The sequence below is a fragment of the Brevundimonas pishanensis genome (assembly GCF_022750635.1).
Lineage (GTDB): Bacteria > Pseudomonadota > Alphaproteobacteria > Caulobacterales > Caulobacteraceae > Brevundimonas > Brevundimonas pishanensis.
Map to the genome: position 1 here is coordinate 249,382 of NZ_JAJKBG010000003.1, position 15,330 is coordinate 264,711.

17 protein-coding genes are annotated in these 15,330 nt (G+C 61.7%); 11 read left to right on the top strand and 6 right to left on the bottom strand.

Annotated features, from left to right (window positions below; all coding sequences use genetic code 11):
• Window positions 1-118: 118 nt before the first annotated feature.
• Window positions 119-1,654, top strand: coding sequence for a cell division protein FtsZ (ftsZ, locus tag LOX95_RS07535; protein ID WP_242913860.1), 1,536 nt, complete (start codon window positions 119-121; stop codon window positions 1,652-1,654).
• A 192-nt stretch (window positions 1,655-1,846) separates the two neighbouring features.
• The gene (gene lpxC, locus LOX95_RS07540; RefSeq protein ID WP_248286911.1) at window positions 1,847-2,758 is read left to right on the top strand and encodes a UDP-3-O-acyl-N-acetylglucosamine deacetylase; all 912 of its coding nucleotides are present in this window, start codon (window positions 1,847-1,849) and stop codon (window positions 2,756-2,758) included.
• Between the two features lie 57 nt (window positions 2,759-2,815).
• Here lpxC and pgeF read toward each other — a convergent pair whose 3' ends face one another.
• The 3 genes from pgeF to lgt form a co-directional block, all read right to left on the bottom strand.
• Entirely contained in the window at window positions 2,816-3,583 is a 768-nt protein-coding gene (gene pgeF, locus LOX95_RS07545) for a peptidoglycan editing factor PgeF (RefSeq protein ID WP_242913862.1), read from the bottom strand.
• Complete coding sequence (locus LOX95_RS07550) at window positions 3,580-4,605, bottom strand: class I SAM-dependent methyltransferase (RefSeq protein WP_242914069.1); 1,026 nt, start codon at window positions 4,603-4,605, stop codon at window positions 3,580-3,582. Before LOX95_RS07550 ends, pgeF begins: the two co-directional genes overlap by 4 nt.
• Before the next feature lie 85 nt (window positions 4,606-4,690).
• Entirely contained in the window at window positions 4,691-5,560 is an 870-nt protein-coding gene (gene lgt, locus LOX95_RS07555; RefSeq protein ID WP_242913863.1) for a prolipoprotein diacylglyceryl transferase, read from the bottom strand.
• A gap of 257 nt (window positions 5,561-5,817) precedes the next feature.
• Here lgt and LOX95_RS07560 point away from each other — a divergent pair, with 257 nt between their 5' ends.
• From LOX95_RS07560 to LOX95_RS07570, 3 genes are all read left to right on the top strand, one after another.
• Window positions 5,818-6,060: an accessory factor UbiK family protein gene (locus LOX95_RS07560; protein WP_242913864.1), complete on the top strand. Its 243-nt coding sequence runs from the start codon at window positions 5,818-5,820 to the stop codon at window positions 6,058-6,060.
• Between the two features lie 91 nt (window positions 6,061-6,151).
• Entirely contained in the window at window positions 6,152-6,655 is a 504-nt protein-coding gene (locus LOX95_RS07565; protein ID WP_242913865.1) for a type III secretion system chaperone family protein, read from the top strand.
• 1 nt (window position 6,656) lies between these two features.
• Complete coding sequence (locus LOX95_RS07570; protein ID WP_242913866.1) at window positions 6,657-7,451, top strand: pyrroline-5-carboxylate reductase family protein; 795 nt, start codon at window positions 6,657-6,659, stop codon at window positions 7,449-7,451.
• Here LOX95_RS07570 and LOX95_RS07575 read toward each other — a convergent pair.
• From LOX95_RS07575 to LOX95_RS07585, 3 genes are all read right to left on the bottom strand, one after another.
• Window positions 7,441-7,938 carry a hypothetical protein gene (locus LOX95_RS07575; protein WP_242913867.1) on the bottom strand — a complete coding sequence of 166 codons (498 nt, stop codon included), beginning with the start codon at window positions 7,936-7,938 and terminating at the stop codon, window positions 7,441-7,443. The genes LOX95_RS07570 and LOX95_RS07575 overlap by 11 nt on opposite strands.
• Window positions 7,939-8,020: 82 nt before the next feature.
• A complete protein-coding gene (locus LOX95_RS07580; protein ID WP_242913868.1) occupies window positions 8,021-9,373 on the bottom strand; it encodes an ATP-binding protein in 1,353 nt (450 codons plus the stop codon).
• 19 nt (window positions 9,374-9,392) lie between these two features.
• Complete coding sequence (locus tag LOX95_RS07585; RefSeq protein ID WP_242913869.1) at window positions 9,393-10,130, bottom strand: response regulator; 738 nt, start codon at window positions 10,128-10,130, stop codon at window positions 9,393-9,395.
• Between the two features lie 96 nt (window positions 10,131-10,226).
• Here LOX95_RS07585 and LOX95_RS07590 point away from each other — a divergent pair, with 96 nt between their 5' ends.
• The 6 genes from LOX95_RS07590 to LOX95_RS07615 all read left to right on the top strand — a co-directional run bounded on the left by LOX95_RS07590 (window position 10,227) and on the right by LOX95_RS07615 (window position 15,267).
• A complete protein-coding gene (locus LOX95_RS07590; RefSeq protein ID WP_242913870.1) occupies window positions 10,227-11,105 on the top strand; it encodes a branched-chain amino acid aminotransferase in 879 nt (292 codons plus the stop codon).
• Window positions 11,106-11,297: 192 nt separating this feature from the next.
• Window positions 11,298-12,572, top strand: a complete 1,275-nt coding sequence (locus LOX95_RS07595) for a NupC/NupG family nucleoside CNT transporter (RefSeq protein WP_242913871.1) — start codon at window positions 11,298-11,300, stop codon at window positions 12,570-12,572.
• Window positions 12,573-12,605: 33 nt separating this feature from the next.
• The gene (locus tag LOX95_RS07600; RefSeq protein ID WP_242913872.1) at window positions 12,606-13,223 is read left to right on the top strand and encodes a glutathione S-transferase family protein; all 618 of its coding nucleotides are present in this window, start codon (window positions 12,606-12,608) and stop codon (window positions 13,221-13,223) included.
• A 100-nt stretch (window positions 13,224-13,323) separates the two neighbouring features.
• Complete coding sequence (locus LOX95_RS07605) at window positions 13,324-13,635, top strand: DUF3253 domain-containing protein (RefSeq protein WP_242913873.1); 312 nt, start codon at window positions 13,324-13,326, stop codon at window positions 13,633-13,635.
• Window positions 13,619-14,260: a uracil-DNA glycosylase family protein gene (locus LOX95_RS07610; RefSeq protein WP_242913874.1), complete on the top strand. Its 642-nt coding sequence runs from the start codon at window positions 13,619-13,621 to the stop codon at window positions 14,258-14,260. Before LOX95_RS07605 ends, LOX95_RS07610 begins: the two co-directional genes overlap by 17 nt.
• Window positions 14,257-15,267 carry an alpha/beta fold hydrolase gene (locus LOX95_RS07615; protein ID WP_242913875.1) on the top strand — a complete coding sequence of 337 codons (1,011 nt, stop codon included), beginning with the start codon at window positions 14,257-14,259 and terminating at the stop codon, window positions 15,265-15,267. The genes LOX95_RS07610 and LOX95_RS07615 overlap by 4 nt, the downstream gene beginning before the upstream one ends.
• Window positions 15,268-15,330: the final 63 nt, after the last annotated feature.

Below are 15,330 nucleotides of genomic sequence, written 5' to 3' on the forward strand. Positions count from 1 at the left end.
TATTAGGTCGGTAATGATCCGTTAACGTTGTCGGGTCTTTTATTAACCCGCTCATAACCAATGCGATTCGGCGGGGGTCGATTGGGATGAATGAGCAGGGTCGGAAGGTCGGAATACAATGTCTCTCTCGCTGGTGAAGCCGCAAGCCACAGAACTGAAGCCACGCATCGTCGTTTTCGGCGTTGGCGGGGCCGGTGGTAACGCAGTCAACAACATGATCGACTCCGGTCTGGAGGGCGTCGAGTTTGTTGTGGCCAACACGGATGCCCAGCATCTGAGCTTTGCCAAGACCGACCGTCGTATCCAGCTTGGCGACACCATCACCCAGGGTCTGGGCGCGGGCGCTCATCCCGAGGTCGGGATGAATGCCGCCGAAGAATCCGCCGACGAAATTCACGCGCACCTCGAAGGCGCGCACATGGTTTTCATCACCGCCGGTATGGGCGGTGGCACCGGTACGGGTGCGGCTCCGGTTATCGCCAAGTGCGCCCGTGACCGCGGCATCCTGACCGTTGGTGTCGTGACCAAGCCTTTCACCTTCGAGGGCCGTCACCGCATGCGTCTGGCCGATGCAGGCATCGCCGAGCTGCAACGCTACGTCGACACCCTGATCGTCATTCCGAACCAGAACCTGTTCCGCGTCGCCAACGAACGCACCACCTTCTCGGACGCCTTCCAAATGGCGGACCAGGTGCTGCACTCGGGCGTTCGCTCGATCACCGACCTGATGATCCTGCCGGGCCTGATCAACCTCGACTTCGCCGACGTTCGCGCCGTGATGTCGGAGATGGGCAAGGCCATGATGGGCACTGGCGAAGCCACGGGTGACGACCGCGCCCTGCTGGCCGCCCAGAACGCTATCGCCAACCCGCTGCTGGACGAAACCAGCCTGCAAGGTGCCAAGGCCGTTCTGGTCAACATCACCGGCGGCATGGACATGACCCTGCTGGAAGTCGACGAAGCGGCGAACGCTATCGCTGCCGAAGTCGACGGTGATGCAAACATAATCTTCGGTGCCGCTTTCGACCCGGCTCTGGAAGGCAAGATCCGCGTCTCGGTTGTCGCCACCGGTATGGACGAAGCCTCGATCCAGCAAATCGAGCCCGTCGCTACGACCCTGAACCGCCGCCAGCCGGAACAAGCTGCTCCGGCACCGCGCGAAGAGGTTCGTATCGAGCCGGTGGCTCAACAGACTGCACCGGAGCCGGTTGCCCGTCAGCCGGAACCGCAAGTGCGCCCCGAGCCGGTAATCCACGACGCGCCGCGCAACCTCGACCCGATCGTTGATCCGTGGGTTGAAGAGTTCGAGCAAGGCCGTGGCGCACGCGGTGCCGCTGCCCAGCAAGAGCAGGGCGACCTGTATATGGAGCGCGAACCGGCCCGCCGTCCGGAACCGAAGCCGGAACCGGAAGCCCCGCGCGAAGAATATTATGACGACTCGCACCGTCGTAGCGGCTGGTCGCTGTTCGGTCGCCGTCGCAACGCGCCGCAGCAGCCGACCTATTCGCCGCCGCCGTCCTCGGGCCCGAACCGCACGACCCAACAACTGCGCCAGACCCAATCGGTCCAGCCGCAGGTTCAGGATCACCAGCGCGGTTACGCTGAAGACGACGATCTGGAAATCCCGTCGTTCCTGCGCCGCCTCGCCAACTAATCGGCGAACGGTCTGAAATGCGAAAGCCCCGCAGCTCCGGTTGCGGGGTTTTTCATTGGCCCGTGCTCAGCAACCGGCATTTGCGGCTGTCGTGATTTCGAAACAATCCGAAACCCGACTTTCATTTCGTGATTGCCGAGGTTTGGTTAAATGCCACCTTCCGGCGCAGTCCCTTTATGGGCGCGCGATACGATGAGTTTTCGAGTGACGGTCTTCAACGACCCCTTTGAGCATACGATCACCGCACCTGCGATTTGCGCAGGCGTGGGCGTCCACACCGGACGTCGTGTGCGTTTGACGGTTCGCCCTGCGGCTGCCGGTCAGGGGATTGTGTTCGTCCGTACCGACATCAAGGATCGCGACAACCGTATCCCCGTTACGGGTGAAGCGGTTATCGACGCCCGCCTGAACACACTGATTGCCAACGCCGACGATGTGCGTGTTTCGACCATCGAGCACCTGATGTCGGCCATGGCTGGCCTCGGCATTGCCAATGCTATCGTCGAGGTGGACGGTCCCGAGCTGCCGATCCTCGATGGTTCGGCTGTCCAGTTCGTGCAACTGCTGGATCGCGCAGGTTTCCGTCGTCAGGAACAACCGCGCCACTTTATCGAAGTTCTGGAACCGATCCGCGTAGAGGAGGGTGACAAAACTGCTGCCCTGCTGCCGTGCGACCGTTTCGAAATGCGCTTCGAAATCGATTTCCCGACTCCGGTGATCGGTAATCAAGTCATCGACTTCGTTGTCGACGAAGCGACCTACCGCTCCGAGATCATGTCGGCCCGTACCTTCGGTTTCGCCCATGAGGTTGAAGCCCTGCGTCAGGCCGGTCTGGCCCGTGGCGGTTCGCTGGAAAATGCCGTCGTGATCGACGGCGATCAGATTTTGAACCCCGGCGGTCTTCGCATGGAACGCGAGTTCGTACGCCACAAGGCACTGGACGCTATCGGCGACCTGTATGTGCTGGGTGCGCCTCTGATGGGCCGCTACGAAGGCTATAAGGCCGGTCACCAGCTGAACAACAAGTTGGTCCGCGCCCTGCTGGCGAACCCGCAGGCATGGCGTTACACGACCAAGGTTCCGGCGCTGGCTATGGCGGGCTGAAAAGCTCTGTCAGCCCAATAAGAAAAAGGCCCGCTGTTTTCGCAGCGGGCCCTTTCTTTATTCAGTAAGCGCGATGGCTCCGATCAGCCGGCCAAAGTCCGGCTCGCCGTTCAGGAAGGCGCGGCGGTTGGAATAGAACCGCCCCTCGTCGGTGCGCGTGTCATCGCCGCTCCAAGCCGCCTGCGTCACACCAGCCTGCTCCAGTCGCCACAAGACGAATCCGGGAAGGTCGAACTGGCGTTTGCCGTCCGATGAACCTGCGGCAAAGAAACGCTCGCTTCCGGGGGCTTCGGCGGCAAAACGGGCCTGATAGTCAGCACCGACTTCATAAGAAGCCTGCGAGATGCACGGGCCAACCACAGCGCGGATGTTCGAAGGCCTGGCACTCAGGGCTACCATCTTATCGACCGTCGCAGCGATGATGCCGCCCAGCGCACCTTTCCAGCCTGCATGGGCCGTGGCCACAACGTGCGCCTCGGGGTCAGCAAACAGGATGGGAGCGCAGTCGGCCGTCAGCACGGTGGCGATTACGTTAGGCGTGCGCGTTACGACGGCATCGCCTTCGGGGCGCTCGCCCCTCCAGCCTCCATCGGCGACTACAGCGTCTGCCGAATGGATTTGGTAGCAGCCGCACAAGTCGTCACCCGAGCCTCCGAACCATTCGGCCACAAGCTGGCGGTTACGCGCTACACGCTCGGGATCATCTTTGGAGCCGACGCCGCAGTTCAAGCCCTCGTAGATACCTTCGGACACACCGCCTTCGCGGGTGAAGAACCCGTGCTTGATACCGTCAAGATCGAGGAGAGGGTGGGTAATCGGCGTCATGCTTCAAATCCCGGAACAGCTAACGAGCGTGGCGAGAAGATTGCAGCGACCTTGAACAGCTCGCCCATCTGGTCCGGTGCCGTCAGTCGCGTGAATTGGCGATGGATGATGTCTGCAGCTTCGGGGCGGGCGCGGGCAAGGCTCTCGGCGCGCTGGATAATGCCCAATCGTGCGAGGAACAGCCCCTGTCCAATGCATCCGGTCACATCGGCACCGCCGCGCACGGCTGCTTCCAGCACCAGCGGGAAGTCGGCCCATTGCGTCAGGTCTGCCTCGCCGGGGTTGCTCAGTACATCGACCTTCTGGTGACGGCGCAGGGCTTGAAGCGTATCGCCCGCCTCGGTTTTGGCGCGTCCGTAGTCAATCAACAAAGCCACACCGGAGCTTTCGGAAACCAAGGCTGCGAGGTCCCGCCCGAAGGCCGCCTGCTGCTCGGATATCTCGAGGACCTGTCCCACCTCGATGTCGATGGCGGGGGTGTCAAAGCCCTCGCTGATGGCGGTAAGCCCGAACACCAGTTCATTGTCGTCGGTGACACCGATGCGGCGCTCGGCCCATCCGCCCTCTGTCCGCACGAACTGGCGGGCAGGCAGGCAGTCCAGTACCTCGTTGGCGATCAGAATGACGGGGGCATCCGTCTCGATCTGGCTGAGGTTTTTGACCCAGCGCGGCTCGAGGTCGGCATCGGCCAGACGCCGGGCCTGTTCGTTTCTTAGCGGACGACTCGGCTCGATCAGGACCAGTTCGGCGGCTTCGAGGAAGGCGGGGGCAAGACGGGCCGCGCGCAGGGCATCGCTCATCAGCGTGCCATCACCCGGGCCAACCTCGACCAGACGCACCTTCTCCGGTGCGCCCAGACGCTGCCATGCCTCGACCGCCCAAAGTCCGATGAGTTCGCCAAACATCTGGCTGACCATCGGAGCGGTGATGAAGTCACCACGCTCACCCAGAGCAGGACGCGTCGCGTAATATCCGTCCTTGGGGTCGTGCAGGCAGCGGGTGACATAGTCCGCAACCGTCATCGGTCCGGTCAGGATGATTTCGCGGATAAGGCGGTCTTTAAGGCTCTGTGTTGCGCCGTCGGAGGGGGAGGAGACGGTCACGTGATCAGTCCTGTAGGGCGGGGCGCTTCAGGGCGCGGGCGATCAGGATCAAGCCGACGATAATCATCGGCGTAGACAGCATCATCCCCATCGTCAGGCCAAAAGGCAGGTTCGACAGGTGGGCGTCGGGCTGACGCACATTCTCCAGCGCCGCGCGAGAGACGCCGTAACCGGCGAGGAAGATGCCCATCACGAGACCCGGACGCTTGAACGCCTTCCACTTCCAGATGGCCAGAGACATGATGATGAACAGCGCCAGACCTTCCAGACCCGCTTCATAAAGCTGGCTGGGGTGGCGCGGCGCATTGCCTGCGGGGCACTGGCCATAGGTGTCCAGAATCTTCTGGTTGCAGAAGCGGATAGCCCAAGGAACGGTCGTCTCTCTGCCCCACAGTTCACCATTGATGAAGTTGGCGATCCGGCCAAAGAACAGGCCGATAGGAGCAACAGGTGCGATCACGTCCCCAAGGCTGAGCGCGGGGATTTTCTTGACGACGGCGAAAAGGGTCGCGGCGATCACCACGCCGAGGAAGCCGCCGTGGAAGCTCATGCCGCCGGTCCACATCTGGAGCAGTTCCAGACGCTCGCCCCACGTATTACCGGTGAAAATCTGGGCGTACAGAGCCGGATTGTAGAACAGCGCATAGCCGAGACGGCCGCCCAGAATAACGCCCAGCACCAGATAGAATACCAGATCGTCCAGTTGCGGTCCGGTGATCGGCGGCTTGCCGCCCGCCCAAAGGCGCGGGGTCTTCACCAAACGCGCCGCATACATCCAGCCCAGAACGATGCCGGCGATATAGGCCAGCGCGTACCAGCGGATCGGCAAGGGGCCGAGGTGGATCAGGACCGGATCAAACTCTGGGAAGGGCAAAGGGGAGGCTCCTGCGCGATCAGTTCGCCAAGGATATAGCAAGTTGGGAGAGTCCCGTCGCCCCGCGATGATGTCTAGCGGGCAGACGGCATGAACCTGCCCGAATGCGTTCGAATCCCGTGACTTGGCGAATAATCACGTCGGAAAACTTCGAAATTTGGCAATACGCTTGAACAAACCGGCGAAGCACCTGATTGAAAGGTTTCGTTCACCAATTCGGGTGAGCTTTTGTTAACCGGACCGGATGGGAGGCTCTCATGCAGACCCGCAATCCAATTCTCGATGAAATCGCCAAGATGACCACTGGCGCTATGGGCTTGGCCCAGGCTGCAGGTGAAGAAGCCAAAACCGCGTGGCGGGCTCAGGCCGATCGTCTGGTGGCCGAACTGGATCTGGTCCGTCGCGACGAGTTCGACGTGCTGAAGGCGGAAATCGCCGCCCTGCGTGCCGAGATTGCGGCACTCAAGGGCGACAACAACAAGCCCTCCACAGAATCGTAAGATTCGGTCGGTTGAGCCGAATCTCCGAACACGCCTACCGTCCTTGTGGCGGTGCAGTTGAGTCGCCCCAGTTTGAGAAGTTGAAGCCCTGATGGACGCCGCTAGACCCGACGAGGTCGAACTGCCTTTTGATCCGCTGGACGTGGTCGAACACGTTCTTGTTGCGGAGAACCTGCCGTTCGACCGTACGGATGATGGTGACCTGGCCTTTGCCCTCGCGGGCAGCTGGAAAGACTACGAACTGTGGTTTGCGTGGCGCCCCGAAGGGGACTGCCTGCAACTGTGCCTCGCTCTGGACCTTCGCGTCAGCAAGAGCCGCCGCACCGCAGCCTATGAGCTGGCTTCGATGATCAACCAGCGCACCTGGCTGGGCCATTTCGAGATCTGGCCGGACGAGGGCGAGATCGTCTTCCGCCACGCACTGGCCCTGCCGCACGGCGAGCGCCCGACCCTGGCACAGGCCGCATCCATGATCGATGCAGCCGTCGAGGCTGCGGACCGTTATTACCCAGCGTTCGATTTTATGAGCCGCGGCTCGAAGAAGCCGCAGGAAGCCATCGACGCCTGTCTGTTTGAAACCGTAGGTAACGCCTAAAATGTCTAATGCAGTTGTTCTTCAAGGGGTTGGTCGTCTGGGGTCAGCCATTCTTGAAGGGTGGCTGCTGACAGGCGCGGTTGATCCCAAAGACCTGATCATCCTGACCCCCAGCGAAAAGCCTGTTGCCGAAAAGGCGAGGGCGCTGGGTGCACAGATTAATCCGGCGTTGGATGCACTGGCCCACGCCAAGGCCTTCGTGATCGGTGTGAAGCCCGCAAAATGGGTCGAAGCGGCCCAACCCATCCTTCAACATTTGAACCCCGAAGCCGTGATCGTATCGGTTATGGCGGGCGTTCCCGAAGTCACTATTTCGGCGGGCTTTGGCGGTCGCCGCGTGGTGCGCGTCATGCCGACGACGGGCGTGGCGCAAGGCAAGGGCGTGGCCAGCCTGTGGTCGTCCGATCAGGCGGCTATGAATATCGGCCTGTCGCTGTTTGAGCCGATTGCCGAGACGGCTGTCCTGACCAGCGAAGACCTGATGCATGCTGCGACGGCTGTGTCGGGCTGTGGTCCGGCCTATTATTTTGCCTTTACCCGCGCGTTGGCTCAGGCCGGCGTCGCGGAAGGTCTGCCGGAAGATGTCGCTGTCAAACTGGCTCGTGCGACCTTGCGTTCGGCTGCTGCGGGCGTTGTCGGTGACGAGAGCCTCGATGCCCTGATCGACCGCGTGGCCTCGCCGGGCGGTGTCACGCAGGCTGGTCTGGTGGTGCTAAACGAAAACGGCGCCCTCGACCGTCCGGTCAAAGGCGCCGTTAAAGCGGCTGTCGATAAATCGACCGAGCTTAGCGCGTAACGAAGCGACCGTTCGCCAGATTGGTGGCGAAGCGCAGATAGGCGCGATTGGCATCGGCCCACGTTGCAGAACCCAGCGAGTCATAGATCGTCGGGGAATAGTAGTCGTATTTGACGTTGTGCTTCACGCCATCGGCCGTGGTGACCGTGCCTTCGAACGCTGCACCGCCAACCGACAGGCTGCGGATCGGGTCCAGACCGGGACGATCCACCATCTGTTGCATGGTCGGGCGGTTCGGCTTGAGGTCGGTGATGACCAGATCAAGCGTCGCGCCTTGAAGTGCGCCACGGCGTTCCAGCGTGCGGTTAAGTTCACGGGTCAGATCGGCGATCTGATCGTCCACTTCACGCTCGCCCAGTTTCTCGACCTGATGGGCGAACTTTGGCGAGATGGTGATGTTGATCGCTTCCGGCTGAGCCAGAGCGGTTCCAGATGTTGCGACCGTCAAAGCAGCGGCGACGACGGCCATTTTCGCGAATGAGCGCATGTTGAACACTCCTATTTCCAGGCCCCCCTGGAACTCCACGAACATGGTTGTTTCCGTGTGTAAAATCTAGGGGGGAGCTCAACTATTCCTTGGGGGCGGGCAGGCGGATTGAAGCCTTCAAGCCGCCAAGCTCACTGCGGCCCAGAACGATATCGCCGCCATGGCCGCGGGCGACATCGCGCGCGATAGCCATGCCCAGCCCGACGCCCTTCCGGTTCTGGCTGCGCGACGGATCGAGGCGAGAGAAGGGGCGGAAGGCTTCGTCGTGCATGTCTTCGGGAATGCCGGGGCCATCATCTTCGACCACAAACTCCACGCCGCCCGAAGCGAGGGCACGCGCGGACAGGCGCACATGCTCACCATGGCTGGCTGCATTGCCGGTCAGGTTGCTAAGAGCGCGCCGGAAGGCGAGGGGGCGCAAAGGAACGGACAGTCCTTCTGGCGCATCGACCTCGACTTCGGCACCGATGCCGCGTGCGTCGGCCGCAGCACGTTCCAGTGCCTCGCGCACATTGACCGGTTGGGCTGCTTCGCCAGCCTCGCCGCGTGCAAAGGCGAGGTATTCGTCGATCATATGCTCCATCTCGTCCAGATCGCCACGCATGGCGTCGGCACGCTTGAATGGAGGGGCCAGAGCCAGTTCGAGCCTCAGACGAGTCAGTGGCGTGCGAAGGTCGTGGCTGACGGATGCCAGCATAGCGGTGCGCTGGTCGATGTGCCGCTGTATGCGCGAGCGCATTTCCAGAAACGCGCTGGCGGCGGCGCGGACTTCACGTGCACCGTGCGGTTTGAAGCGGGGGACGGACTCGCCGCGCCCGAACGCCTCTGCGGCAGCCGCGAGGCGTTCGATGGTCCGGACCTGATTGCGGATGAAGATCACCGCCACAGCCAAGAGAAGGCCCGTCGCCCCCATTAGCCACAGGACGAAGATGTGGGCCTGTGTGGCAACGGCACGCTCGCGCGGGGCGATGATGCGCAACACGCCGCCCTCTTCCTGAACGCGGATGTCGACATAGGCCGGATAGCGGGTCGTATCGAACCAGAACGGCTCCCTCACGCGCATCTGCAAGGCGGATTCCAGCGTCCGGTCAACGACCCCTATCGCACCGCGGCGCTCTTCTTCAGGAAGTTTGGCGTCTTCCTGAAAGGCGATCGACAACTGCATGTTGCGTTCGGCGCGATCAATAATGACCGCCAGATTTTCCGGCGAAGGATCGTCGCGATAGCTCTCTGCCGCCCAAGCGATGTCGCCCGCCAAACTTTCCGACAGGCGCGAGGTCACGGTCTGCCAATGTGCATCGAAGAAGGCGAAGGTCACCGCACCTTGCATGATCAGCACGGGAATGATGATGATCAGCAGCGACCGGCCCCACAGGGAGGTCGGAAGTCGGCGCTTGATCCACCGTGTCCAGACGTTGAACGGCATCAGCCGCATGACAGTTACGCTCCGCCGATCAGTCGGGAGCCAGCATATAGCCTATACCGCGCACGGTTTGCAGGTAGCGCGGGTTCTTGGGATCGACTTCAAGTTTGCGGCGCAGGCGTGTGACCTGAACATCGACGGCCCGACCGGTGATGTCGGCGGTGTCGGGCGACAGGGCCATACGTTCTACCGGCGCATGGGCGCTGATGGCCAAAGTCTTGAGCAGTTGGGCTTCGGCCTCGGTCAGGCGCTGAGGCTGGCCGTTCACGGTCAGCTCCAGCCGCTCCATATTGAAGACGGCGGGGCCCATCTTGATTTCCTTGGCCGTAAGAGGCTTGCCCCCGGTGCGGCGCAGGATGGCTTCGATGCGCAGCGACAGCTCGCGCGGATCAAACGGCTTGGACATATAGTCGTCGGCACCGCGTGACAGGCCCTCGATGCGGTCGTTCGGGTCGCCCTTGGCCGTCAGCAGAAGCACAGGCGTCTTTGACAGAGCCGCTTGCGAGCGGATCCAAGTGGTCAGGTCGAAACCGCTTTCGCCCGGCATCATCACGTCCAGCACGATCAGGTCGAACTCAATCAACTCCACCAGACGGCGGGCCGCGCCGGCGTGAGCCGCACCGGTAACGCGGTAGCCTTCGCGCGCCAGAAATTCTTTGAGCAGTTCGCGGATACGATCATCGTCATCGACAATGAGAAGATGGCGACCGCTGCCAGCGGAGGCGACAGGGCCGGAACGGCTGCTGCTGCGGGGATCGTGAAGGCTCAACGGGGCGCTCCGGTAGAAATCTCGTGGTTATCGGCGTTGACGTAGGGCACCGATAGGGGTCTAAAACGGCCGCAGGTGCAGGGAGATGTATTGCAAATGGCCATAGTTCCTTTCGATGATCGCGACGGTTGGATTTGGTTCGACGGGGAATTCGTTCCCTGGCGCGAAGCAAAAACGCACGTTTTGACCCATGGCCTCCATTACGGCTCGTCAGTTTTCGAAGGCGAGCGCATGTACAATGGCGAGATTTTCAAGCTCACTGAACACAGTGAACGCCTGAAGCGCTCGGCCGAATTGCTCGACTTCGAGATTCCCTACAGCGTGGCCGAGATTGATCAGGCCTGCAAGGACACCTGTGCCCGTAACGGTCTGACAGACTGCTATATTCGCCCAGTGGCGTATCTGGGTGCCGACAAGCTTTCGGTCTCGTCGATCGGCAACAAGGTCCATCTGGCCATCGCCGTCTGGGACTGGCCGTCCTACTTCGACCCTGAAGTGAAGAAGAAGGGCATTCGTCTGGAGTGGGCCAAATGGCGCCGTCCGGATCCGGCAACGGCTCCGTCGACCGCCAAGGCTGCGGGCCTGTACATGATCTGCACCATGTCCAAGAACGCCGCCGAGCAGCGCGGCTATGCCGACGCACTTATGCTGGACTGGCGCGGTTATGTCGCCGAGGCGACCGGTGCCAACGTCTTCTTCGTCAAGGATGGCGTGATCCACACGCCGGACGTGTCAAACATCCTGAACGGCATCACCCGTCAGACTGTGATCGATCTGGCCAAGGCCAAGGGCATCGAGGTTGTGGTCCGCAACATCCTGCCGGAAGAGCTGGCCGACTTCAGCGAATGCTTCCTGACGGGCTCTGCGGCGGAAGTGACGCCAGTGGGTCTGGTCGGCGAATATACCTTCACGCCGGGTGAAATCAGCCTGGGCCTGATGGAAGACTACGGCAAGCTGGTGCGCGGCGAACTGTAATCGCCGAACATTAGGCGATACCGCATTTAAAGGGGCAGGGCGTCATAGACGCTCTGCCCTTTGCGATTCAGACCAAAGAAGCAGCAGTTTTCGGTCGATTAGGGTGGTGCGACCTATTGCCTTACGGGCGAGCCTGTCGTTCAAGCGGAGTTTGGATCAGGCCGGACTGTCCGGCGTAGATGTGCCGGGCCAATGTTCAACCTACTCAACCTCCAGAGCCTTCTGGGTCTTGCCGTTATCGTCGGCGGCTGCTGGGCGATTTCCGAAAACCGAAAACGCTTTCCATGGCGTCTGGCGATCGGTGCCATCCTGCTGCAGGCCGCGCTGATCCTTGCCACCTTCGCTATCCCCGGATCGCAGGTGGTGCTGGATGCCATCAACAACTCGGTGAAGGGTCTGGAACAGGCCACGGCCAAGGGCACACAGTTCGTGTTCGGCTATCTGGCAGGTGGCGACCAGCCTTATGTCGTTGAAAATCAGGGTGCGCTGTTCACCTTCGCCTTCAACGTCCTGCCGCTGGTGATCGTGATCTCGGCGCTGTCGGCGCTGCTGTGGCATTGGCGCATCCTCAAGTGGCTCACGCTCGGCTTCGGCTTTGTGTTTCAGCGCACCATGGGCCTTGGCGGTGCATCGGCGCTGGCAGTGGCGGCAAACATCTTCCTGGGCATGGTCGAGACACCGCTGGTTATCCGCGCCTATCTGGACAAGCTGTCGCGTTCTGAAATCTTCCTGATGATGGTGGTGGGCCTCGGCACTGTCGCGGGCTCGACCATGGTGGCCTATGCGACCATTCTGGCTCCGGTCCTGAAGAACGCCGCCGGTCACGTGCTGGTCGCCTCTATCGTTTCGGCTCCGGCCACAGTGCTGCTGGCGCGTATCATCATTCCGGAAAAGCCGGGCGAGGGCGGCGAGAAGGCCGACTACAACTCGGCCCTGAAATACGACAGTGCCATCGACGCCATCGTTAAAGGCACGGCTGACGGCCTGATGGTCGTGCTGAACATTTCGGCGGTTCTGATCACCTTCGTCGCATTCGTCGCGCTGGTGAACGTGATCCTGGGCAACTTCTGGCTGGGCGGGGAAGCTCTTTCGGTCGAGCGCATTCTGGGTGTCCTGTTCGCCCCGATCGCATGGCTGACCGGGGTCGAGTGGGCCGAGGCGTCCAAGGCCGGCTGGCTGCTGGGCGTCAAACTGACCCTGACCGAGTTCGTGGCCTTCATTGAACTGGGCAAGATCGCCCCTGAAGCGATGAGCGAGCGTACCCGCATGCTGATGACCTATGCGCTGTGCGGCTTTGCCAACATCGGCTCGGTCGGCATCACTGTGACCGGTTTGTCCGTGCTCCTGCCGGAGCGTCGTCCAGAGGTTCTGGGTCTGGTCTGGAAGGCACTGCTGGGCGGCTTCCTTGCCACCCTGATGACCGCCTGTATCGTCGGTGCCTTGCCGTCGGCACTGTTTGGAGCTTAACCTTCGTTTCTAAAAGAAACGGAGGGAAGGCGAGTGAAGCTCTATACGACACGTATGGCTCCGAACCCGCGCCGCGTGGCGTGGGTTCTGGCCGAGAAGAACATCGACGATATCGAGATCGTCGAGGTCAATCTTCTGGCCGGAGAGCACAGGCAGCCCGCCTATCGCGACAAGTTCGGCTTCGGTCATTTGCCGGGGCTCGAACTGGATGATGGCACCTGTTTCACCGAAACGGTTGCCATCGCTCGCTATCTCGAAACCGTCTATCCCGAGCCGAACCTCTTGGGCACCGATGCCAAGGAAGCGGCGATCATCGAGATGTGGACCCGTCGGGCCGAGCTTTATCTGGCCAATCCGATGATGATGTTTGTGCGCATGACCCATCCGGCGCTTTCCGCGCTGGAAGCACCGGTCCCCGAAGTGGGGGCCTATAACAAGGCCAGTGCCGAGCGGTTCATGAAGTCGCTGGATCGCCATCTTGCCGATAACGAATACCTGTCGGGCCGTTTCTCGCTGGCGGATATTGTCGCCGCCTGCGGCATCGATTTTGGCCGTCTGGTCAAATACCGTCCGCCCGAGGAATACCAGAACCTCAATCGCTGGTTGGCCGCGTGCAATGCGCGACCTGCGGCATCGGCAGGGCTGAAATAGCGAAAAGGGCGGTCTGCGGGCCGCCTTTTTCATATTTGGGACCGTCACCGATCAACGTCGGGCCTTACTTCCGGCGCGGACCTGACGCATAAGGGCGGCTATGAGCGACCCCATCGAATCCGCAATCCTCGACCGCCTGAACCAACTGGGTGAAGGCAAGAGCGTCGAGCCGGCTGAAATTGCCAAGATCCTGCAGCCCGAGCAATGGCAGCGCATGCTGCCGAAAGTCCGCGCCATGGCGCTGGGCCTGATGCGTCAGGGCAAGCTGACCATCACCAAAAAGGGCAAGCCGGTTGATCCGGACGCCTTCCGTGGCGTGACCCGCCTGCGTCTGCCGACGGCAGACGAAACGGCGCTGGCCGTGTCCAAATTGCCGCCCAAGCCTGAAGTCGAGGATGAAGACGACTTCTGATCTGGACCAGCTTCTGGGAGAGATCCGCGCCTGTCGGGCGTGTGCGCCATACCTGCCGCATACGCCCCGTCCGGTCATTTGGGTCTTTCCCGAAACCAAGCTGCTGATCTGTGGTCAGGCACCGGGCCGCCGCGTTCACGAGAGCGGACGTCCCTTTACAGACCCCTCCGGCGATCGCCTGCGCCAATGGATGGGGGTTGATTACGACACCTTCTATGCCGATCACCGCATCGGCGTGGCGGCACAGGCCTTTTGTTTCCCCGGCACTAATCCAAAGGGCGGCGACTATCCGCCCCCGCCGCGCTGCGCGGCCCTGTGGCGTGACCGGTTGTTCGAGACCTTGCCGCAGATGGATTTGATCCTCTTGGTGGGCTCGTATTCGATCGACTGGTTCCTTGGAGATCGTGCCAAATCCAACATGACCGAGACTGTGCGGGCGTGGCGCGAATACGGGCCACAGCTATTGCCGCTGCCCCATCCTTCATGGCGCAATACGGCATGGCTTAAGCGCAATGCGTGGTTCGAGGAGGATGTGGTGCCGCATCTAGGCCAGCGCGTGAGTGATATTCTAAGCCCGCCGCTTTCTGTTCGCTCGGACCTGCCACAAGGAACGATGACCCTATGAGTGCCATGCGCGCCCTTTTGTTCTCGATGGCCCTGTCGGGGTTGGCCGCCTGCGCGCCGGTGGTTCAGCAGGCCGTGCCAGCCCCCGCTGGATTCGCCGGTCCCCGCATTGTGGAGCGGCCACTGGGCATAGGCGAGTTCGTGGTTCAGGACGGGGCAAGTCTGCCGTTCTTGCGCTGGAAGACGCAGGGGCCACCCAAGGCGGTCGTCATTGCCTTGCACGGGTTCAATGACCATGCTGCATCGTTCCGGTTGGCCGGACCGTGGTGGGCAGAGCAGGGCATAGAGGTCTGGGCCTATGACCAGCGGGGCTTTGGCGGCGCTCCGAACAAGGGCGTGTGGACCGACCCGGAACTCAGCCGCGAAGATCTGCGCACTGTGGTCGCTCTGGTGCGCGCCCGATATCCTGATACGCCCATCGCCGTTGCGGGCGAGAGTATGGGCGGCGCGATAGGCATCACGGCCTTTGCATCGGCTAGACCCCCGCAAGCTGACCGCCTGATCCTGTTGGCTCCCGCCGTGTGGGGCTGGTCCAGCCAGAACCCGTTCAGCCGTATCGGTCTGTGGACGGCCGCCCATATTGCGCCTTCGCGTCTGGTCGAGCCGCCGTCATTCGCCACGCGCCGCATTCGAGCCACCGATAATGTGGTCGAGCTTTTGCGTAACGGGCGCGATCCCCGCTTCATTCTGTCGTCGCGTTTTGACGCCTTGTACGGATTGGTCGATCTAATGGAGGAGGCCAGCGTCAATCTGGCTCATGTGCGGGTGCCGACCCTCTTGGCCTATGGAGCTTCCGACCAGATCGTCAACAAAGGGGCGACGCGGCTGGCGCTGGACAGGGCGCGGAGCAACCCGAACCTGACGACAGCCTATTATCCGAATGGCTGGCATTTGCTGAACCGCGACATGGATGCCCAGACGGTCTATGCCGATGTCGAGGCCTGGCTGGAGGGTAAATCCCTGCCTTCAGGGGCACTTCCGGTGCGTTCTGCCATCGAACGACCCTGATCCTGATCTTTACCTTGGGGAATACGTCGCTCTGCGACTTGCGGTCGTTCGACCTTGAGCGTA